Below are 21,431 nucleotides of genomic sequence, written 5' to 3'. Positions count from 1 at the left end.
CACTCGGTCCTTTCCGAAGTGATGTGTCCGAAGTGATGTTTTATTCGCCTAACACTGATCACCATAGCGAGTGGATATGGCTATCGGAAGAGGAATCGAGAATATTATTCGGGCTCCGGTATTCAGGCCGGTAGTGGCAGGAATTCGGTGACGACTCCGTCCGCGGCGCCCGCCGGGACGAGGACCAGACCGTCGCTGTCGACGAGATCGCCGAGGTGCGCGGTGCTGGTCTGCGGCTCGCCCAGCCAGCCACCGGACGCGGCGAAGCGTGCCGGAACGACGCGGGGGACCGTGGAGGTGATGGCCGCGGCGTTGTGCAGCGGCCCGGTGAGCGTGCGGCTCGGCTCGGCGTCGGTGCGTCCATCGACGATGGCGGCGGCCAGCGTCATCAGGGTCGCGACGGCGGCGAACGGGTTACCCGGCAGGCCGAGCACGGTCGTGCCGGATCGCAGTTCCGCGACGAGGGTGGAACCGCCGGGACGCAGTCGCAATCGGTGCACGAGCACGCGGGCGTGCGCGCGGGCGATCGCGCCGCGCAGCTGGTCGGCCGCGCCGCCCCCGGTCGCGCCGACGATCACCAGCAGGTCGATATCGTCTGTTGCGGTGAGTACTTCGTCGAAACCGGAGGCGGTGTCACGCAGATGCACCCGATCCGAGGTGCGAATACCGTAGTGGGCGAGGATATCCGGGAGTACGGGACCGATCGAATCGCGTGTCTGCCCGATGCGCAGCGGTCCGTCGCTGCGAATCTCGTCGCCCGTCATCACGATTCGCGCGCGCACCGGTCCGCGCACGAACGCCTCGGTCACCTCGACGCTGGCCGCCGCGGAGACCAGCGCGGGCGTGACGCGCGTGCGGGCGGCCGCGACGAGGTCGCCGGGACCGCGATCCTCGCCGCGGCGGCGGATGTCCTCGCGCGCCGCGGTGTCCGGTAGTCGATGCAGGATGTGCCCCGGTCCGAGCTCGGCGAATTCGTCGCGCAGCACGCCGGTGGTGCCGTCCGGCACGTGCGCGCCGGTGGCGATGCGCACCGCCTCGCCCGACAGCAGTCCCACCGGACGCTGACCGCCCGCGAAACCGATGTCACGGCGCAGCTGCCACGGCCCGTCGCCGCAGACCGCGTAACCGTCCATGGCCGACACGTCGAAGCGGGGCAGCGGCCCCTCGGCCGTCAACGGCACGGCCAGCGCCGCGCCGCCGACCGCGCGCAACTGGGTGCGATAGGCGGTGAGCCGGGACAGATCGGCGCGCAGGACCTGCCTGGCCTCGTCGACGGTGAGCGGGGTCGGCGGTACGACGTCGGAGACCCGGGCCTCGGCACCGGCCGAGGTTTCCGTCGCCGCGGTGACGGCGGCGGCTTCGGTACGCGCGCGTTGCAACTCGTCGTCGGTGTCGACATCGGCGACACCTGGCACCGGCACGATGACCGTCTCGGTGGGGATCAGGGCCTTCATCGGCTGGTTGATCAGCGAATCCAGTTTGCCGAGTTCGGCGACCAGCGCGGCCCGCCGCCACAGTCCGATCAGGTACTGCGGCCTGCCGTCGTCGTCGGCGGCGAAGACCGCGTCCGCGCCCGTTTCGGCCTCCTGTCGAAGCAGTGTCGCGATCGCGGCGGCGGTCAGGAACGGCATGTCGGCGGCGAGTACCACCACCAGCGGAGCGGGATCGACGTCGAGCGCGCGCAGTCCCGCGTCCACCGCCGCGACCGGACCGGACCCCGGCGGCACCTCGCGCACCTGGAGGAATCGCGCGGCCAGGTCCGGCCGATGCGGACCGACCACCACCGTGCGCCCGCAGCCCGCGACGGCCGAGAGCGCGGCGTCGAGCAGCGTGCGTCCGCCGATGACGAGGCCGGGTTTGTCGATTCCGCCCATACGGCTGGCGCGTCCGCCGGCGAGCACGATGGCGTCGGCGGCTCTCATCGGAGCCGCCCGGAGGATAGGTACCGCATGGGCGACATGCTAATTCGTCGGCGGTCCCGCACGACGCGGCGCGACCTCGTCGTCGGCGGGGCGCACCGTGCTCACGCGATCAGGCGACCGTGTAGTCGGGCGCGGGACGCAGGAGACAGAACTCGTTGGCTTCCGGATCGGCGAGCGGCAGTCCGGGTGCGTCGCCGAGACTGCCCGCGGCGAGCGGCGTCGCGCCCGCCGCCCGGAGTCGGGCCACTTCCTCGGCCGGATCGTCGGCGGGGAAAGACGTGAGGTCGAGGTGCAGGCGATTGCGACCGTATTTCTGTTCGGGGGTGTGCACGAACTCGAGCCAGCAGCCCAGACCGGTCGCCGAGCGCAATCCGGCGATCTCGGCGCCGCCGTAGGTCACCGGCCAGCCCGAGGCGGTCGACCAGAATTCGGCCAGCCGCACCGGATCCCTGGTATCGACCACGATGGCCGCGACCGCTCCGGTGTCGACGTATTGCTCGCGAGGTTCCAGTACGCAGAATTCGTTGCCTTCGGGATCGGCGAGTACGACCCACGGCACCGCGCCCTGACCGATATCGATATGCCGTGCGCCGAGGGACAGTGCGCGATCCACCTGGACCCGCTGGTGGTCCAGTGAGCGGCTCGCCAGATCGAGATGGATACGGTTCTTACCCTGTTTGGTGTGCGCCGCGGGAAGGAACGTCAGCGCGATCTCCAGGCCGTCCGGATCGTGTGCCGCCACATCGACCTCGTCGGATCGATCGAGGGGCACCGCCCAGCCCAGTAGTTCGGCCCAGAAACCCGCGACGGACCGCGGCCGGTCAGCATCGAATACGACACGCGCCAGGCGGGTGGACATCCCTCCACGGTAGCCCGCGTCATGTCCACCGATCCCGAAGTTCGGGAAACTTGAAACGGGCTGTCGCCAGATCCACCCGTCCGTCCCGGATCGGCACACCCTCCTCGGCGAGCAGCCGCAACTGCCGGTGGGCCAGATGGGCGGCGGGCCTGCCGCTCGCGCCGATCACCCGGTGCCACGGCAGGTCGGCGGAATCGGTGCGCATGATCCAGCCGACGGTGCGTGGAGTGGACAGCCCCGCCGCCATCGCGATATCGCCGTAGGTGGCCACCGAACCACGCGGGATGTGTCCGACCAGGGCGCGTACCTGTTCGATCTCGGCGTCGGAGGTCGGCATCGCTCAGCCGAGCGCCGCGCGCACGAGTGCGGCCGTCTCGGCGGGCAGGGACTGCGCGACCATGTGATCGCAGTCGAATTCGTGGACGACGAGCCGATCGCCGAGATGCGCGGTGAGCGCGGCGCGGAATTCCGGCGTCACGAAGGGCGGTGTCACCTTCATCGCCTGCACCAGGACGGTCGGCAGGTCGGCGGGCGGCAGCACGTGAGCGCGCGCCAGCTGTCCCCAGTAGGAGGTGACGGCGGGCAGGCTCATCCGCCAGCCGACGCGGCCCCCGGCGGTGGGGACCAGGTGTTCGTCGAGTTCGGCGTCGAGCAGGCCGGGCGCGACATCGGCCCACGCGCTGGCCAGTTTGTCGCCCCTGGCGTCCTCGACGTTCGCGTAGTCGGGATGTGCCAGCGTGCTGCGCGCGATGTCCTCGAGACGGACCGGGTCCAGGGCGATCGCGGGATCGAGCAGCACCAGCCCGCGCACCAGGCCGGGATGACGCCGTGCCAGGTGCAGTGCCGTCGCGCCGCCGAACGAATGCCCGACGACAAGGACCGGTTCGTCGGTCTCGGTCGCGAGCAGATCGGCCAGATCCGCCACGATCTGTTCGAAATCCCACGGCGGCAGCGAGGTCGAGCGGCCGTGACCGCGCAGGTCGGGGGCGAGGACCCGGATCTCGGGCAGATACTCCTGTGCGAGCGCCGCCCAGCGCTGCCCGTGGCCGGTCAGCCCGTGCAGAGCGAGAACGAGTGGCCCGGAAGCGGGACCGAAGCGGTGCACATGCGGTTTCGACACGAGACCATTCTGTCGTGTGCGCGTCGGGCGGCAACTCACGGAGGCGACTCACAGAGGCGGGGGAGCGGCGGGTCTGTCGTAGCCGTCTGTTGCAATAGCGCGCGTGGTGCGATCGGATAGCGCGGTGCGACTTGTTCGCCGGAACGCAGCGGCACCCAGGGCCAGGCTCTGGGGCGCCGAGGTGCGCGCGCTGTTCGAAGCCAACGCGGCCGTCGGCCCGATCCGGCCCGGCTGGCGGCCGTGGCAGGTGCTCGGCGGTCCCGGCACCGGGAAGACCGCGCTGCTGGTCGACCTGGCGGCCGACCGGATCGCCGCCGGGGCGGATCCGGAATCGGTGCTGGTCCTGACCCATTCGAAACAGGCGGCGAGCGCGGTGCGCGACGCGGTCACCCGGCGTTTGGCCGGACCGGGCGGCGCCGAGGGCGGCGTGCCCGGCGCCACCAGGGAACCGCTGGTGCGCACCCTGCACTCCTACGCCTTCTCGGTCCTGCGTAGGCATGCCGTCGCGCACGGCAACCCGCCGCCGCGTTTGCTGACCGGCGCCGAGCAGGACGCGGTCCTGCGGGAGATGCTGCGCGGCGACCTGACCGATATGGCCGCCGGGGCGACCGGTCTGTGGCCGGAACGACTCCGTCCCGCGCTCGGGCTCGCCGGATTCGCCGAACAGTTGCGCGACCTCATGCTTCGAGCCACCGAACGCGGACTGGGGCCGGAGGATGTGGTCCGCCTCGGTCGCGAGCACGACAAGCCGGAATGGGTCGCCGCGGGCAGATTCGCCATGCGCTACGAGCAGTCCATGCTGTTGCGCTGGTCGGTCGGGGTCGAGGCGCCGGAGGCCACCGCGCCCGCGCTCGACGCCGCGGAGCTGGTCGGCGCGGCCCTCGACGCGCTGGCCGGTGACGGCGAACTGCTCGCCGCCGAACGCGCCCGGATCAGATATCTGCTGGTGGACGACGCACAGCATCTCGATCCGCAGGCCGCGCTGCTGGTGCGCGTGATCGGCGCCGCGGCCCACACCTCGGTCGTGGCCGGAGATCCGGATCAGGGCATCTTCACCTTCCGCGGCGCGGATTCGACCTTCCTGACCGATCTCGACACCCCCTCCGGTCAGCGCATCGTGCTGCGCGAGAGTCATCGGGCGAGTGCGCCCGTGCGACTGGCGGTCGCCAGGGTGGCGGCGAAATTGCCGGGCAGCGGTCCGCAGCGGTTCTCGCCGCCCGCGGGGGACACCGGCACCCTCGACGGCGGTGCTGCCGTGCGCGTGCGCGTCCTCGCCACCCCCGCCAAGGAGGCGGCGCTGATCGCCGACCACCTGCGGCGGGCCCATCTCACCGCCGGGGTGCCGTGGTCGGACATGGCGGTGATCGTTCGTTCCGTTCCGCTCTCGCTCGCACCGTTGCGGCGGGCGCTGCTCGCCGCCGGTGTCCCCGTGCAACAGCCCGCGCTCGACGTGCCGTTGGCCCGGCGGCGCGGCGCGGCGTGGATGCTGCTGGCATTGCGCGCGGTGCTGGCCACCGAACGCGGGCCCCGCGCCTCGGCCGAACTGTTCTCCGCCGAGGACGCGCTGGATCTCCTCGGCGGCCCGCTCGGCGGCGCCGACCAGATCAGCCTGCGGCGGTTGCGACGCGGTATCCGGCGCAGTGTGCTCGACGCCGAACGCCGGGAAGCGAAAGCGGCACGCGGCGTGGATGTTCCGGTCGACGACCCGGTGGAGCCCCCGCCGGAGGACGACGAACGCTACATCAGCGAATCCGATTGGGATCAGGCCGATTACGCCGCCGACCCGGACGCGGCGACCGATTTCGACGGTGCGGTCCCGGAGGTCGACGGGGAACCGGCGAGCGACGACCCGCGATGGCAGGCCGCCGAAATCGATCGGTACGACAACGAGATCGACTGGGGTCTGGAAGCCGCGGCGTCCTCCGATTCGGCGGAACGGCGCTCCCGTGCCGTGCCGGATCGTCCCGAATGGATCGACCATCTGTCCGAACGGGATGTTCCGGATTCCGAACGGGACGATGCGTCGTTCGTCGTGGACGGAGACGATCTCGTCACCGTGTCCGCGAACATGGGCGAGGCCGAGTCCGAACGGGATGACGAGAGTTCCGATCGGAACTCTCTGATCAACCGCCCCTCCGCGGAAGTCCTGCGCGAACTCCTCGTCGGCGCGGACCTGCGGGACCTGCTGTCGGGCCTGACCGATGTCGAAGCGGCACCGCTGAAACGCGTCATCGACGCCCTGGACAAGGCCCGCAAGGCCAGAAGCGACGGCGCGGGTCTGGAAGACGTGCTGTGGGCGCTGTGGATCGCCTCCCGGCTGGAACGTCGCTGGGTCACCCAGTCCGAACGCGGCGGTGCGACGGGGATGCAGGCCGACCGGGATCTCGACGCCGCCGTCGGACTTTTCGACGCCGCGGCGGCCTATGTGGACAGGTTGCCGCGCGCGAGTATCGAAGGTTTCGTCGAATACCTTGTCCAGCAGGAGATTCCGCAGGGCACCGCACCGCTGACCGCGCCGGGTGAGGCGGTCGCGCTGCTGAGCGCGCACGCCGCGGCGGGCCGGGAATGGGATGTCGTCGCGGTGGCGGCCGTGCAGGAAGGTATCTGGCCCAACCCGCGTGCGCGCGGCACCCTGTTGCACACCGAGGATCTGGTGGATCTCACCGCCGGAATCGATCCGTCCGGTGATCGGGTGAGCCGAGCCGCGCCGATCCTGGCCGAGGAACGCCGACTGCTGCTCGTCGCCTGTAGCCGGGCCCGCCGGTCGCTGTTGGTGACCGCGGTCGAATCGGTCACGGGGGACCGGGATCTGGTGCCGTCCCGCTTCCTCGGCGAGCTGCTCGGTCACGACGACGACAGCGAACCCGGCGCGGTGCCGATCGCCGATCCCGGCCGCGCGCTGGTGATGCACGCGCTCGTCGCCGAATTGCGCGGGGTGGTCTGCGACGACGAGGCCGACCCCGAACGCAGGCAGCGCGCGGCCCACCAGCTGGCCCGGCTGGCCCAGGCGGGTGTGCCCGGCACCCACCCCGAGGATTGGTACGGCACCGGCGAACTCAGCTCGCCGCGTCCGCTGTGGGGTGCGGACGAGACCTCCATCTCCCTGTCACCGTCGACGGTGGAGATGCTGCGCACCTGCCCGCTGCGATGGGCGCTGGAACGGCACGGCGGCACCGACGGCGACAACCCGCACGCGGTCAAGGGCAATCTGGTGCACACGCTGGTGCAGGCGCTCGCGGGCCGCGTCCCCGAGCCCCAGGTGCGCGCCGCGCTCGATCGGGCGTGGCAGGCCGTCGATCCCGGCACCGCGTGGCATTCGCGGCAGGAACTGCGCCGCACCGAGGCGATGCTGGAAACGTTCATGGCGTGGGTGCGCAACACCAGGGGCGAACTCACCCAGGCCGGTGTCGAGGTGAGTGTCGACTGCGAGTTGCCCGGCCGCACCGAGGACGAGGCCGCGGTCCGTATCAAGGGGCGGGTCGACCGGCTCGAACGCGATGCCTTCGGCCGATTCGTCATCGTCGACGTGAAAACCGGGAAGTCGCCCATCACCAAACAGGCCGCCGCCGACCACGCCCAGCTCGCGACCTACCAGGTCGCCGCCGCCTTGGGCGCGCTCGACCTGCACACGGACTCCACCGACGCGGAATCCGACGCGCCCGGCGAACAGTCCGACCCCGAGAGCGCCGAGCCGGGCGAACCGGGTGGTGCGCGCCTGGTCTACGTCGCCAAACCCAATGCCAAGGAGGGCGCGACCCAGCGCATGCAGGAACCCCTCGACGCCGAGGCGCTCGACTCGTGGCGCACCACCATCCACGACGCCGCGACCTCGACCCGTGGCCCCAGCTACCTGGCCATGCGCAACGACGGCTGCCGCCACTGCGCCGTTTCCGGCAGCTGCCCCGTCCAGGACACGGGCAGGCAGGTCACCGACGAATGACCCCGCCCCACCCCGGCGAACCCGATCATCACGCGTACACGGCGGCATCCCGAGTCACGGGGTGCCGCGTCGTGGTGTGTGCCGGGGTAGCCGAGGGAAGGCGATGAGCGGGGTCACCCCACACCAACTGGCAGCGGCGTTGGGGTTACCGCCGCCGACCGACGAACAGGCGGCGGTGATCGCCGCGCCCGCGGGGCCGACGCTGGTCGTCGCGGGCGCGGGCGCGGGAAAGACCGAGACGATGGCCGCGCGGGTGGTGTGGCTGGTCGCCAACCGGCAGGTGCTGCCCGAGCAGGTGCTGGGTTTGACCTTCACCCGGAAAGCCGCGCAGCAGTTGACCTCCCGTATTCGCACCCGCCTCGCGCGGCTCGCGGGCGCGCCACTGCTGCGTGAACTCGACCCGACGGGGGAGTTGCGCACGCAACTGTCGGGCGCGGAACCCGAGATCAGTACCTACCACTCCTACGCGGGTCGGCTGCTGACCCAGCACGGTCTGCTGCTCCCGGTGGAACCGTCGGCGACCCTGCTCACCCAGACCCAGCTCTGGCAGCTCGCGCACCAGGTGGTGCGGACCTGGGACGGCGACCTCGACACCGAGCGGACCCCGGTGTCGGTGACCGAGGCGGTGCTGTCGCTGTCGGGTCAGCTGGCCGAACACCTGGTGGAGCCGGAACAGTTGGCCGAGGCGCACACCGAACTCGAGAAACTGGTGCACACCCTGCCCGCTGGTCCCCGCCAGCGCGGCGGTCCGAGCCAGTACCTGCGCGGTTTGGTGCAGGTCCAGCGTGAACGCGTCGCCATGCTCCCGCTGGTCGACCAGCTGGCCTCCGCGCTGCGTCGTCGCGGCGCCCTCGATTTCGGCGCGCAGATGTCGCTGGCCGCCCGCCTGGCCGCCGACCACCCCGAGGTCGGCGCGGCTGAACGCGACCGCTTCCGTCTGGTCCTGCTCGACGAATACCAGGACACCGGCCACGCCCAGCGCATCCTGCTCGCCGCCCTCTTCGGCGGCACATCGACTTTCCCCACCGCCCACCCGCACTCCACGCGCACCACCGACAAGCGCGGGGCGAACAGCGAATCGTCGGCGGTCACCACCGATGAGCCGTCGACTGCCTCTCGGCGTGACACGTCCGAAAACGGTGATCGGCCCCGGCTGGCGGTCACCGCGGTCGGTGATCCGATGCAATCGATCTACGGGTGGCGCGGGGCGTCGGCGGCGAATCTGCCACGGTTCGCGACCGATTTCCCCACCGCGCCCGGCGTTCCCGCGCCGACACTGCCCCTGCTGACCAGCTGGCGCAATCCCCCCGAGGCGCTGGCGCTGGCGAATCTGGTCGCCGAACCGCTGCGGATCGGAGCCAGGGACAAGGGCGGGGTGACCGTCGACGCGTTACGTGCCAAACCGAACGCGGAACCGGGTGTCGTTGCCCTCGCGTCGACCGAAACCGTCGCGCAGGAGCGTGACTGGATCGCCGAGCGGATCGCCGCCGAATGGTCGGCGCGGCGTGGCGCGGGTGAACCGCCGCCGACCTCCGCGGTGCTGGTGCGCCGCAACGCCGACGCGTCACCGTTGGCGGAGGCGCTGCGCGAGCAGGGGTTACCGGTGGAGATCGTCGGACTCGGCGGATTGCTCGCGACGCCCGAGGTCGCCGATATCGTCGCGACGCTGCGCCTGGTCGCCGAACCCTCGGCGGGTAGCGCCGCCGTCCGTATTCTGACCGGCGCGCGGTGGCGTATCGGCGTCACCGATATCGCCGCGCTGGCCCGCCGGGCCCGTGACCTGTCGATCAGCAGACTGTCGGGCGGGGAAGCCACGGACATCACCGACAGCGCCACCCTCGCGCAGGCGCTGCGCGAGGTCGCGCCCGAACCGGCCGAGCAGGCCGGACTCGCCGACGCCATCGCCGATCCCGGTCTGCCCGAACAGTATTCGGAGACCGGATTCGCGCGCATCGAGGCGCTGGGGCGCGAGCTCTCGGCGTTGCGCGAGCGCAGCGCCCAACCGCTGGCCGAATTGGTCGCGGATGTGGAACGCACCATCGGTGTCGGTGTGGAAACCCAGGCGCGCCGTGCGATGGCGGGAACCGGGGCCGGGCGCGAGCATCTCGACGCGTTCGCGGAAGTGGTCGCCGGGTACGCGGCCGATTCCGGGGCCTCGCTCGGCGGTCTGCTGGCCTTTCTCTCCGCCGCCGAATCGGTGGAGAACGGCTTGGAACCGGGCGAGATCGAGGTGGCGCGCGACCGCGTACAGGTGCTCACGGTGCACGCCGCCAAAGGGCTCGAATGGGAGGTCGTCGCCGTACCGCACGTGGTCCGCGGACTGTTCCCCTCCGGCACGGCCTCCGGTACCTGGCTGGGCGCGCTCGCCGAACTCCCGACCACCCTGCGCGGCGACCGGATCCAGGACGACGCCGCCGAGGGCGTTCCCGTACTCGACCTGACCGATCTCTACGATCGCTCGGATCTCGAACGCGCCGTCAAAGCGCACAAGGACGCCCTCGAACGCAGACGGATCGACGAAGAACGCCGACTCTTCTACGTCGCGCTCACCAGAACCGAACGCGTACTGCTGGTTTCGGCGCACCACTGGGCCGAAACCGGATCGACCCCCAAGGGCCCCTCCGATTTCCTGCTCGACCTGAAGAACGCGGGCGAAGCCCCCGACGGCCCCGTCCACGGCGCACTCGACATCGCCCGCTGGGACGACCCCCCCGACGCCGACGCCGTCAACCCCTTCACCGACAACCCGGCCACCGCCGAATGGCCGCGCGACCCACTCGGCCCACGCCGCCTCCCCATCGAACGCGGTGCCGCCCTGGTGCGCGCCGCCTTGGACGAACTCCGAACGAATCCCCCCGCTCCGGCGAAGACTTCGGGACGTGTCGGTACTCCGGCCCACGACCCGCGGCCCGCGGACGGTCCTGCCGCCGAATCTGAGCTCCCGCGACAGGTCCTCCCGGTGCTGGGAGGCGACACCTCCGCTGCGAGCGGAATCCCCGCCGCCGCGGTCCCACCCTCGATCGATGGGCAGTCGGCGGACCCGTACACCGTCGGCCGTGGGGTCGGCGACGACACGGAATTACTCGAAGCCGAACTCACCCCGCCCGTCGAACACCCGAACGACGTTCTCGGCGCTGCGGTCGACGATCGGTCGCCGAGTGATTACTCGCGCGGGGATCACCTGCCGGTTCATCAGCCGCCGACTGATTACCCGTCGGGCGATTACCCGCTGGTTGATCAGCCGTCGGGCGATTACCCCACCGGCGATTACGGGACCGACCACTACCCGGTCGCCGACTACCCACCCGACGAATTCGAACCCGCGGACGACCCCTACCTCCACCACGACTTCCCGCTGGTCGATTTCGCCCCACCCGAGGACTACCTCACCGACGAGTACGCCCCGTTCCCCGACGATTTCGCACCCCCGCCCGACGACTACCTCCCGCCGGACGAATTCTCCGTCGACCCGAACGATCCCGACGGCTGGACCGCCGACGTCGACGCCCTGCTCGCGGAATTCGAAGCCGAGCGCGTCGCCACGCGGGAAGTGGAACTGCCGGGACAGATTCCGGCGACCGCGCTGGTGGAGATGCGGGCCGATCCGGCGAAACTGGCGCGGCGGCTGCGTCGTCCGCTGCCGTTCCCGCCGAATCCGCTGGCCAGACGCGGTACGGCCTTCCACGCCTGGGTGCAGCGCTGGTTCAGCGGCACCCGGCTGATCGGCCTGGACGAGTTGCCGGGCGCGGGCGGGCCGGAAACCGTCGACGGCGGCGTCGACGCCGAGCTGACCCGCATGCAGAACGCGTTCCTCGAGTCGCCGTGGGCGCACCGCAGCCCGCTGGAGGTGGAGATCCCGTTCGAGACGTCGATCGCGGGCACGGTCATCAGGGGCAGGATGGACGCGGTGTTCGCCGAACCGGGCGGCGGCTGGGTCGTCGTCGACTGGAAGACCGGGGCCGAACCCGGTCCCGCCGACGAACCCGCGGTGGCCATGCAATTGGCGATCTATCGTCTGGCCTGGGCGCGCCTGATGGCGGCGAGGACCGGCCTGCCGGAAGCGGATGTACTCGAAAAGATCGGCGCGGCTTTCCATTACGTGCGATCGGGCCGCACCGTCGCCCCGGTGGAACTACCGGGGCCGGAGGAACTCGCCGAACTCATCCGCACGTCGGCGCCGCCGCGCGAGCCGACCGAGCGATGAACCGGTGCTCAGCGACGTGAGGATCGGGCGACCTTCAACGCCTGGGTGATCAGCGGGATCTGCAACGGCAGTCGCGCCACCGACCCGATCTTCATCGCCTGCGACGCCTTCTTGTTGTTGACCGTGTCGACGGTGAACTGCACGTTCGCGGGGAGTACCGCGATGAAGAGCAGCGCGGCGAGGCGACCGCCGAAACCACGGGTGCGCGGCACGGCGAGCGCCGCCGCGACGCCGATTTCGGCCACACCGGAGGCGTAGGTGTAATCGCGTGGCTTGCCGGGCAGCGATCGGGGCACGATCGAGTCGAAGAATTTCGGGGTGACGAAATGCATGACCCCGGCGCCGAACAGGAGCAGGGACAGTGCGAGAGCGGGACGCCGCCCCGCGTCCGATGTGTTTTCTGCCATACGGACACCCTGGCATCCATCGGTGTTCGCGTCGAGGCCGGGCGGTATCGCCGTAACGGAGTAGGCTCCCGTGCTGTGCCGGAGGTACAGGTAATGCCGGAGTTGGCCGGTTCGACGAGCGGCAGGGGTGGTGGCACCGGTGTTGGGTGACTTCGGCGACAGGTCGCGCGCACTCGGATTGACCAGTCGTCCGGATTTCGCGCTGGTCGGCCTGCTTCGCATTCCCGAGACCCAGACCAGCCCGTGGGCTTCGCTGGTCCGGCGCGTCCTGTTCGCGATCGGACTGCTGTTCACCGCCGCGATGGTGGTCTACCTCGGTCGCGACGGCTACCACGACAACGCGGGCGAGGACATCTCGTTCCTCGACGCGTTCTACTACTCCACGGTCTCGCTCTCGACCACCGGTTACGGCGATATCGCCCCGGTGTCACCCGAGGCCAGGCTCGCGAACATCATCATCATCACGCCGCTGCGGCTGCTGTTCCTCATCGTGCTCGTCGGTACCACCATCGGTGTGCTCACCGAGCGTTCCCGCCAGACATTCAAGATTCAGCGTTGGAGGCGCAGCGTGCGTAATCACACCGTGGTCGTCGGATACGGAACGAAAGGACGGACCGCGATCCACGCGATGATCGCCGACGGTGTGCAACCCGCGGATGTCGTGGTCGTCGACACCGACACGGTCGCGCTGGAGGCCGCGGGCAACGCGGGCCTGGTGACCGTGCACGGTTCGGCCACCCAGTCCGACGTGCTGCGATTGGCGAGCGTGCAGAACGCGGCGTCGGTGATCGTCGCCACCAACCGCGACGACACCGCGGTGCTCGTCACGCTGACCGCGCGGGAACTCAACAAGGCGGCCAAGATCGTCGTCGCCATCCGCGAGGCCGAGAACACCCATCTGCTGCGCCAGTCCGGCGCCGATTCGGTGGTGGTCTCCTCGGAGACGGCGGGCCGGTTGCTCGGCATCGCCACCACCACCCCCACCGTGGTCGAGATCATGGAGGATCTGCTCACACCCGAACAGGGATTCGCGGTCGCCGAACGCGATGTGGAGCCGTCCGAGATCGGCGGCTCCCCGCGCCATCTCAGCGATATCGTGCTCGGCGTGGTGCGCAACGGTGAGTTGATCCGCGTCGGCGAACCCGCGGTCGACGCCATCGAGGGCGGCGACAAGCTGCTCTATATTCGTCGCGTGCTCAAATGAGACTAGTGTCGAAGCGTGTCTTTCGACTTGAATGCCGTGCCGCTGCTGTCGCGTTCCGCCGTCGACCGGGCCGATACGCTCCGGGCCGATGACCAGGCTCTCAAGGAAGGCTGGAGCGAGGCACGGCTGCTCCGGCTGAACCGCAAGGGCCAGTTCCGCTTCGCCGAGGGCGCCCTGGTGCTGGAGTCCGCCGTCGAGTGGTCGGCCGAACCGAACCCCGCCGCGATCTTCCTCGGTATCGCCGAGGGAAGACATCTGTGGGCGGTGCGCGATACCGATCTCGCCGGTGAACTGTCCGATCTGCGCATGCTCGCCGGCGGGATCGACGACTTCACCGCCGGGGTGCTCACCTCCGCGCTCGCGCTGCTGAACTGGCACGATAGTGCCGGATTCCACGCCGCCGACGGGGTGGTGACCGCGCCGATCAAGGGCGGCTGGTCCCGTGTCACCGAGAACGGCGCCGAGGAGTTCCCGCGTCTGGACCCGGCGGTCATCTGCCTGATCCACGACGGCGGCGATCGCGCCCTGCTGGCCCGCCAGCACGCCTGGCCGCCGAGGCGGTACTCGATCCTCGCCGGTTTCGTGGAGGCGGGCGAATCACTCGAGCGGTGCGTGGAACGCGAGATGAAGGAAGAGGTGGGTCTCGACGTACGCGATATCCACTACCTGGGCAGTCAGCCGTGGCCGTTCCCGCGCTCGCTGATGCTCGGATTCGCCGCTGTCGCCGATCCCGAACAGCCGCTGGTCTTCTCGGACGGTGAGATCGCCGAGGCGCAGTGGTTCACCAGAGACGAGGTCAGAACGGCGTTGACCGACGGGGACTGGTCCGCCCGCGAGGACGGTCCGCGCCTGTTGCTGCCAGGTTCCATCTCCATCGCGAGGACCATCGTGGAATCCTGGGCCGCGCTGGACTGATCGCGACCGCGGCCGTATGCCCGTCGGGGATACGGCCGGGGCCGGGTGGGCTGGAACCGTTCTCAGGCGAGGGTTTGTCAGGCGAGGGTGGCGAGTACTTCTTTGACGGCGGCGAGCGACGGATTGGTCGCGGTGGAGCCGTCGGCGAATTTCACCGTCGGCACGACGTGATTGCCGTTGTTGACGCTCCCGACGAATTCGGCCGAGGCCGGATCCTGCTCGATGTCGATCTCCACGTAGCTGATACCCGATTCCTCCAGCTGCTTCTTCAGCCTCCGGCAGTAACCACACCAGGTGGTCGAGTACATGGTCAGGGCGGGGGTTGCGTCAGTCACCCAACCTTCAACACCCCGCGTACCGATCCTGTTCCTGTGTCGCCGAAAATCGGCGATGTGCCCGTCGACTCATCGTCGCGGGCGCGCCGTCGCGGGTGGAGGGAGTCCGATACGGCAGCGGGGGCGAGTCGGCGCAGGGCGATCGGCGAGCCCGGTCGAATGTTCGTTGCGGAGCTGTCGGAGGGGGCTGCCATGATGGACGCCGTGCCCGCACTCGACCTCGCCGCCCTCGATCCCGAGCAGGCGGCCGCCGTCCGGGCGCCGCGCGGGCCGGTCTGCGTACTCGCGGGCGCTGGAACGGGCAAGACCAGGACGATCACCCACCGGATCGCCCACCTCGTCTCGGCCGGGCATGTGAAGGCCGACCAGGTGCTCGCCGTCACCTTCACCGCGCGCGCGGCGGGCGAGCTGCGCGGCAGGCTCCGCGACCTCGGCCTCGGCGGCGAGGCGAACCAGGTGCAGGCACGCACCTTTCACGCGGCGGCCCTGCGTCAGCTGAAATACTTCTGGCCGCAGGTCGTCGGTGATGTGCCGTGGCGTCTGATCGACAGTAAATTCCCGATCGTCGCGCAGGCCGCCAATCGCGCCGGACTCTCCTCGGCCACCGACAGCGTGCGCGACCTGCTCAGCGAGATCGAATGGGCCAAGGCCTCGCTCATCGCGCCCGAGGACTATCCGGCGGCCGCCGCCGCGCGCCATCGTGAACCGCCCTACGACGCGCAGCGGGTGGCCGAGGTCTACGCGGCCTACGAATCGCTCAAGACCACACCGGACGGCCTGCTGCTCGATTTCGACGATCTGCTGCTGCACACCGCGGCCGCGCTCGAGGACTATCCGGCGGTCGCCGAGGAATTCCGCGGCCGTTACCGCAGTTTCGTCGTCGACGAATACCAGGACGTCACCCCGCTACAGCAGCGCGTACTCGGCGCCTGGCTCGGTGAGCGCGACGATCTGACCGTCGTCGGTGACGCCAACCAGACCATCTACTCCTTCACCGGGGCCACCCCGAGCTACCTGCTCGATTTCTCCCGTCGCTTCCCCGAGGCCACCGTGGTGCGGCTGGAACGCGACTACCGGTCGACCCCGCAGGTGGTCTCGCTGGCGAACCGGGTCATCGGCGCGGCGCGCGGCCGGATCGCGGGCACCAGACTGCAACTGATCGGCCAGCGGCCCGACGGCCCGGAACCGATCTTCGCCGAACATCCCGACGTCCCGGCCGAAGCCGCCGCGGTCGCGAGCGAGATCCGGCGACTCGTCGACGCGGGCACACCCGCCTCCGAGATCGCGGTGCTGTACCGGATCAACGCCCAATCCGAGTCCTACGAGCAGTCGCTGACCGAAGCGGGACTTCCCTATCAGGTACGCGGCGGCGAGGGTTTCTTCCAGCGCGCCGAGGTGCGCCAGGCCGTTTCGCTGCTGCGTCAGGCCGCCTCGCGCGAGGATCTGCCCGAGCAGTCCAAGAGCGGTGAATCACTGGTCACGCTGGTCAAAGCGGTGCTGGCCCCGGTCGGGCTCACCACGACCGAGCCGACCGGCGCGCAGGCGAGGGAGCGCTGGGAGTCGCTGGTAGCGCTGGTCCGGCTGACCGAGGAACTGCTCGGTCAGGACGAGAGTCTCGATCTCATCGGTCTGCTGCGCGAACTGGCCGCGCGCGCCGAGGCCAGGCATCCGCCGACCGTGCAGGGCGTCACGCTGGCCTCGCTGCACGCGGCCAAGGGACTGGAATGGGACGCGGTCTTCCTGGTCGGCCTCGCCGACGGCACCCTTCCGATCAATCACGTCATGGCCGACGACGGTTCGGTCGCCGATTTCGCGGCGCTGGAGGAGGAACGGCGACTGCTCTACGTCGGCGTGACCAGGGCCCGCGAATACCTGCGGCTGTCCTGGGCATTGGCGCGCACCGAGGGCGCGCGCCGGACCAGGCGCCGGTCCCGGTTCCTCAACGGCGTCGTCCCCGATGAATCGCCCGCGTCACGGATCGCCGCACCCGTGGTCGAGGCCAAGGGAATCAGGCCAACCTGCCGGATCTGCGCGAAACCGCTCATCGGCACCTACGCCACCATGCTCGGCCGGTGTCGTCGCTGCCCGGCCGAACTCGACGCCGTGCTGCTGGAGACGCTCAAGGAGTGGCGCAGCGAGAAGGCCGAAGCGCTGCGGGTCCGCGAATTCGTCGTCTTCACCGACACCACGCTCACCGCGATCGCCGAGCAACTGCCCTCGGATGACGGAGCGCTCCAGGCGATTCCGGGGATCGGCGCGAAGAAGATTGTCCAGTACGGCGCGGACGTCCTCGCGATCGTCGCGTCGCGACGTCGATCCACATCACAAAACCGCAGGTAGAAAATATGTTGTCGGTTTCGCCGACATTGCATATGGTGGGAATCACGCACCGGGAGGTCATCCCGGCGCGCACAGTTCCGACAGATTTCGAGTACAGGAGGGAGGCAGACCGATGAACGGCATCGTGAATATCAGCGCTATCGACATGTTCGGTGGTGGCGCGCGCATGCCCATCTCAGCCTCCCGGGGGGTCCTCGCTTTGCAGGGGACCGGTCTGTCCTTCGTAGGCGCTCTCGGCGGCGGGGCGAAAGTCTCGCGCACCCATCAGCCGATCTGCGCATCGATGCAGGACAAGACCAGCGGTAGCTGGCACCCGGAGGCCGTCGAGGTCCCCGGTGGCTTCGCGTTCGACACCGGATATGAGCAGGCATCCGCACTGCTGGAAAACCCGGCGGCCGATACGCAGGCAGCCCGCCTCCGCACCGCACACCCGGCGACCGTGATCAGGAATCGACACAGATGTCGATCTAGGTAGGGGACTCCCCGCACCTCCTGGCCACGGATCGCATCGAAGCGAAACCCGTGGCCATTTGTTTTAAGCGGCTCTTCAGCCGTTTGCCACCGGTTTCGTGGACAAAGTAACGAACCGCTGCAAACAAGCTGAAGGAGAACGACGTGTTCACCGCAGAGAGCTGGCCACAAGCCACTACTCACGTGACATGCCGAACCGTGGCAGGGCCGACCCGCACCCGTGAGGTCAGCAAAGTCCTGCCCTGTCGGGCGGAGGATCCCGACCTCTGGTTCGCCGAGAGCCCCGCTCAACTGGAGCAGGCCAAGGCACTGTGCGAGTCCTGCCCGATCCGCAAGGGCTGCCTGAACGCGGCTCTGGATCGTGCTGAGCCCTGGGGTGTTTGGGGCGGTGAGATCTTCGACCAGGGTGTCGTGATCGCCCGCAAGCGTCCGCGCGGTCGTCCGCGCAAGGTCGCGATCTCCGCATGAGCGGGATCCGCGAACACACCCGGACACGGTTCACCGGGCCCATGATCACGCCGTGCGTCGCCATGGCGTGGATCGTGGGCCCGGAGCCGAGGTCTTCCCTCCCTCCGGTCGCTGAGGCCCCGTCATTGCCGCACCCCCACGGCGCCCAGGAACGAGAAAGCAGACCAGCCGCACACCGCGAGATCCGGTGTGTGGCTAGTTTGCGTTGTGCGACAAGGTCTTTCGCCACCGAGGCGGCGCGCTTCTTGTCGGCATGATCCCTCGTGCCGAGAAGTGGCGCGCCGCCCGGCGCGAAGTTCGAAACCGTACCGGCGCTGTCAGCTGGCCGAGCGCTCCTCGCGGAGTCCCGGGAGCCAGGTGTTGGCCAATTGCATGAACGGGATCTCGGCGTCGAGCTGGGCCAGGATGCCCACCGAGCCGCCGAGTACGCGGAAGATCATCACGTGTTCGGCGGGAAGTTGCAGGGCGCGTGCGGTTTTCATCTCGGGGCTGGAGAAATCCGATGCCTTGCCCGCTACCCGCTGCATCCATTTGCGGGTGAAGTGGAACGACTCGGTTCGGATCGGGTCGGTGAACGGACGCAGGTAGTCGGCGATCTCCTCGTCGGTGAGCTCCCGGCCCGGGATCACCCACCCGTTCTCGTGGAGCAGGTCGGTCAGCTCGTCGAACCGTTCGTCGACGGCCAGCGACAGCATCCGGCCGAGTACGGCGGGGAAACCGTCGGGCAGCGGCGCGCAGGCGCCGAAATCGATGACGGCCAGTGTGCCGTCGGCGAGCATCATGAAATTGCCGGGGTGCGGGTCGGCGTGCAGCAGACCGACCGTCTCCGGCGAGGAGAAGTGGAACCGCCCCATCAGCAACGCGACCCGATTGCGCAGGTCGCGGGTGCCCTCCGGATCCCGCGCGCCGTCGGCGATGATCTTCGACACCGCCGTTCCGTCCAGCCATTCGGTGACGATCACCTTGGGTGCGGAGGCCACCACCTTGGGCACCACGATCTCCGGGTGACCGTCGAACGCCTTCGCGAAGGCGCGCTGGTTGGCGCCCTCGTTGCGGTAGTCGAGTTCTTCCTCGGTGCGTTCGGTGATCTCGGCCAGGATCGGTTTGACGTCGGCGCCGGGAATCACCGAGGAGATGAGGCCGGTTATCCGCGACAGCGTCTTGAGATCGGCGCGCAACGCCTCGTCCGCCCCCGGGTATTGCACCTTCACCGCGACGGTCCGGCCGTCCGACCACACGGCCTTGTGCACCTGGCCGATACTGGCCGACGCCGCCGGGGTGTCGTCGAAGCTCTGGAAGCGCTGCCGCCATTGGGTGCCGAGCTGCTGGTCGAGCACCCGGTGCACCGTCGCGGCCGGCATCGGCGGCGCGGCCGCCTGCAACTTGGTCAATGCCTCGCGATAGTGCTCGCCGAATTCCTCCGGGACCGCGGCCTCCATCACGCTCAGCGCCTGGCCGAATTTCATCGCCCCGCCCTTGAGCTCGCCGAGCACGGTGAACAACTGCTCGGCGGCCTTCTGGTTCAGGTTCGCGCTGATCTCCGATCTGTCGCCCCCCGCCAGCCTCTTGCCGAAGCCGACTGCCGCGCGTCCGGCGATGCCGAGCGGAATCTTGGCCAGCTTGGCATTGCGGGACGAGCGGCGGCGCACAATCTCGGACACGTACCCATCATGGCGGAAGGACCAGGGGGATCGCCATCGTAATGTGATCTCGGTCCCTGTCCGATCCATGGTCGCGGCCCCGTTCACGCCGGTACGCCCGCCGAAACGGCGCGACATCCGCATTCCCCGTGCGGTGCCCAGTAGCGCTGCTGGATGAGATGGGAATCCAGATCCAGTTCGAGTGTGGTGTCAAGGGTCGCCGGGGTGCGCAGCGGCGAACAAGCCACGATCGACTCGACCTCGTTGAGCGCCAGCGCGGCGGTGGCGGCGATCGCGGCGGGTGCGGCGTGCCCGACCCGGCCGAGCAGTTGGGCGGCCAGGTGCGGCCAATCCGCGTCGAGGTCGGATCGGGTCAGGTCCGCGCAGCGCAGGCAGCTGGTCTCGCCGGGCAGGACGAGCGGGCCGATGATGCCCTTGCCGTCCGGTATTCGTTGCAGAGGTTAAGTTGCGGGATTGTGGTGTTTCTGCTGGTGGGGGCGGTTTTTGGGTGTTTTTGATGGTGTTGGTGAGGTGGTTGATGTGCTCGATGGTGGGGTTGGTGAGGGTGATGGTGAAGTGGGCGTGGTGGCTGGTTTTGTCGTAGGTGGCGGTGAAGTGGAAGGCGTCGAGTAGCTGCCGCAGGAGCGGGGTGGGGAGTTGGGTGAGGTCGATCTCGGTGGTGGGGAGCCGTTCGAGTAGGTCGAGGTTTTGTGCTGGTTGGGGTGGTTGTTGTTTGTGGAGTTCGGTGAGTCGGGTGGTGGTGTTGTGGTGTTGGGTGTCGAGGTTGCGGAGTTGTTGTCGGATGTTCTCGATGGCGCCGCGGTCGGTGGTGTAGTCGAAGATTCCGAGGTTGCGGTAGAGCCGTTCGCGGGTGGTGTCGATCCGTTCGATCGCGTGTTGGGCGGCGTCGATCTCGGCCTGGTGTTCTTCGGCCGCGGCGGTGTCGCCGGTTTCGCTGGTCGCGAGGAACAAGGCTTGTCGGTCGGTGCCGAAGACGTGTTCGTTGAAGAACTTGGTGATCGCGGTGAGGATTTCTTTTTCGGGTAGGCAGATGGTGTTGGGGTGGTTTTGAGGTCTGGCGGCTTGGGTTTTGGGTTGGCAGGCGTAGTAGATGCGGGCGCCGCCGTCGGCTTTGCCGCACATGCGGTAGCCGCAGGTCACGCAGGTGATGTAGGAGCGCAGTTTGTAGACCCGTTTCGCGCGGGGGTTGGGTGCGCCTGGGTAGGGGTCACTGCGGGACCGTTCCCTGCCCGGCGCGATGGTTTGTGCCGCGGTGAATTCGTCGATGGTGATGATGGCGGGGTGGACGGGTTGTGGTGACCAGATCCATTCGGTGGCCGGGCGGGTTTTGCTGGTGTGGAGGCGGGTTTTGTTTCGTGTGCGGTTGTAGACCTGGTAGCCGGTGTATTTGGGGTTGTGCAGGATGTGGGAGACGGTGGAGGAGCCCCAGGGTGCGCCGGTGGCGGAGGGGTAGCGAACAGGGTCGTTGTTGAGTCGGTCGCTGATGCGGGTGTAGCCGAGTTGTTCGGTGATGCGCCAGGTGAAGATCTGGCGGATGGTGGGTGCGGTGTCGGGGTTGATCACCAACAGCGTCTTGGTTTGCCCT

Annotated in this window: 15 protein-coding genes; 7 read left to right on the top strand and 8 right to left on the bottom strand. The window is 69.1% G+C overall.

Going from position 1 to position 21,431, the window contains the following annotated elements; genetic code table 11:
• Positions 1-122: 122 nt before the first annotated feature.
• The 4 genes from JZ792_RS06880 to JZ792_RS06865 all read right to left on the bottom strand — a co-directional run bounded on the left by JZ792_RS06880 (position 123) and on the right by JZ792_RS06865 (position 3,901).
• A complete protein-coding gene (locus JZ792_RS06880; protein WP_216907998.1) occupies positions 123-1,922 on the bottom strand; it encodes an NTP transferase domain-containing protein in 1,800 nt (599 codons plus the stop codon).
• 109 nt (positions 1,923-2,031) lie between these two features.
• Positions 2,032-2,781, bottom strand: a complete 750-nt coding sequence (locus tag JZ792_RS06875) for a VOC family protein (RefSeq protein ID WP_216907997.1) — start codon at positions 2,779-2,781, stop codon at positions 2,032-2,034.
• Between the two features lie 19 nt (positions 2,782-2,800).
• A complete protein-coding gene (locus JZ792_RS06870) occupies positions 2,801-3,118 on the bottom strand; it encodes an MGMT family protein (RefSeq protein ID WP_216907995.1) in 318 nt (105 codons plus the stop codon).
• Between the two features lie 3 nt (positions 3,119-3,121).
• Positions 3,122-3,901, bottom strand: a complete 780-nt coding sequence (locus JZ792_RS06865) for an alpha/beta fold hydrolase (protein WP_216907992.1) — start codon at positions 3,899-3,901, stop codon at positions 3,122-3,124.
• A gap of 106 nt (positions 3,902-4,007) precedes the next feature.
• Between JZ792_RS06865 and JZ792_RS06860 the strand changes: the two genes are divergently transcribed.
• Together JZ792_RS06860 and JZ792_RS06855 are read left to right on the top strand one after the other, a co-directional pair.
• A complete protein-coding gene (locus JZ792_RS06860) occupies positions 4,008-7,841 on the top strand; it encodes an ATP-dependent helicase (protein ID WP_216908172.1) in 3,834 nt (1,277 codons plus the stop codon).
• Positions 7,842-7,944: 103 nt separating this feature from the next.
• Positions 7,945-12,045: an ATP-dependent helicase gene (locus JZ792_RS06855; protein WP_254189428.1), complete on the top strand. Its 4,101-nt coding sequence runs from the start codon at positions 7,945-7,947 to the stop codon at positions 12,043-12,045.
• 8 nt (positions 12,046-12,053) lie between these two features.
• On the opposite strand, the gene JZ792_RS06845 is transcribed toward JZ792_RS06855, so the two are convergent.
• Positions 12,054-12,452 carry a DoxX family protein gene (locus JZ792_RS06845; protein WP_216907990.1) on the bottom strand — a complete coding sequence of 133 codons (399 nt, stop codon included), beginning with the start codon at positions 12,450-12,452 and terminating at the stop codon, positions 12,054-12,056.
• A 139-nt stretch (positions 12,453-12,591) separates the two neighbouring features.
• Here JZ792_RS06845 and JZ792_RS06840 point away from each other — a divergent pair, with 139 nt between their 5' ends.
• Positions 12,592-13,656, top strand: a complete 1,065-nt coding sequence (locus JZ792_RS06840) for a potassium channel family protein (protein ID WP_216908170.1) — start codon at positions 12,592-12,594, stop codon at positions 13,654-13,656.
• A 15-nt stretch (positions 13,657-13,671) separates the two neighbouring features.
• Complete coding sequence (gene nudC / locus JZ792_RS06835; protein ID WP_216907988.1) at positions 13,672-14,571, top strand: NAD(+) diphosphatase; 900 nt, start codon at positions 13,672-13,674, stop codon at positions 14,569-14,571.
• 77 nt (positions 14,572-14,648) lie between these two features.
• Here the strand turns inward: nudC and JZ792_RS06830 are convergent, their stop codons facing one another.
• Entirely contained in the window at positions 14,649-14,879 is a 231-nt protein-coding gene (locus JZ792_RS06830) for a mycoredoxin (protein WP_109528594.1), read from the bottom strand.
• A 219-nt stretch (positions 14,880-15,098) separates the two neighbouring features.
• Between JZ792_RS06830 and JZ792_RS06825 the strand changes: the two genes are divergently transcribed.
• The 3 genes from JZ792_RS06825 to JZ792_RS06815 all read left to right on the top strand — a co-directional run bounded on the left by JZ792_RS06825 (position 15,099) and on the right by JZ792_RS06815 (position 18,185).
• Positions 15,099-17,246 carry an ATP-dependent DNA helicase UvrD2 gene (locus tag JZ792_RS06825; protein WP_308165188.1) on the top strand — a complete coding sequence of 716 codons (2,148 nt, stop codon included), beginning with the start codon at positions 15,099-15,101 and terminating at the stop codon, positions 17,244-17,246.
• A gap of 112 nt (positions 17,247-17,358) precedes the next feature.
• Entirely contained in the window at positions 17,359-17,721 is a 363-nt protein-coding gene (locus tag JZ792_RS06820) for a hypothetical protein (protein ID WP_216907986.1), read from the top strand.
• A 194-nt stretch (positions 17,722-17,915) separates the two neighbouring features.
• A complete protein-coding gene (locus tag JZ792_RS06815) occupies positions 17,916-18,185 on the top strand; it encodes a WhiB family transcriptional regulator (RefSeq protein WP_216907984.1) in 270 nt (89 codons plus the stop codon).
• 317 nt (positions 18,186-18,502) lie between these two features.
• Here the strand turns inward: JZ792_RS06815 and JZ792_RS06810 are convergent, their stop codons facing one another.
• Both JZ792_RS06810 and JZ792_RS43510 read right to left on the bottom strand, forming a co-directional pair.
• Complete coding sequence (locus tag JZ792_RS06810) at positions 18,503-19,846, bottom strand: ABC1 kinase family protein (RefSeq protein WP_308165179.1); 1,344 nt, start codon at positions 19,844-19,846, stop codon at positions 18,503-18,505.
• 189 nt (positions 19,847-20,035) lie between these two features.
• A partial coding sequence (locus tag JZ792_RS43510) for a recombinase family protein (protein WP_216907982.1) occupies positions 20,036-21,431 on the bottom strand: 1,396 nt, incomplete at its 5' end.

The organism is Nocardia noduli, assembly GCF_019038455.1.
GTDB lineage: Bacteria > Actinomycetota > Actinomycetes > Mycobacteriales > Mycobacteriaceae > Nocardia > Nocardia noduli.
This window is presented reverse-complemented; position numbering and strand designations above follow the sequence as displayed.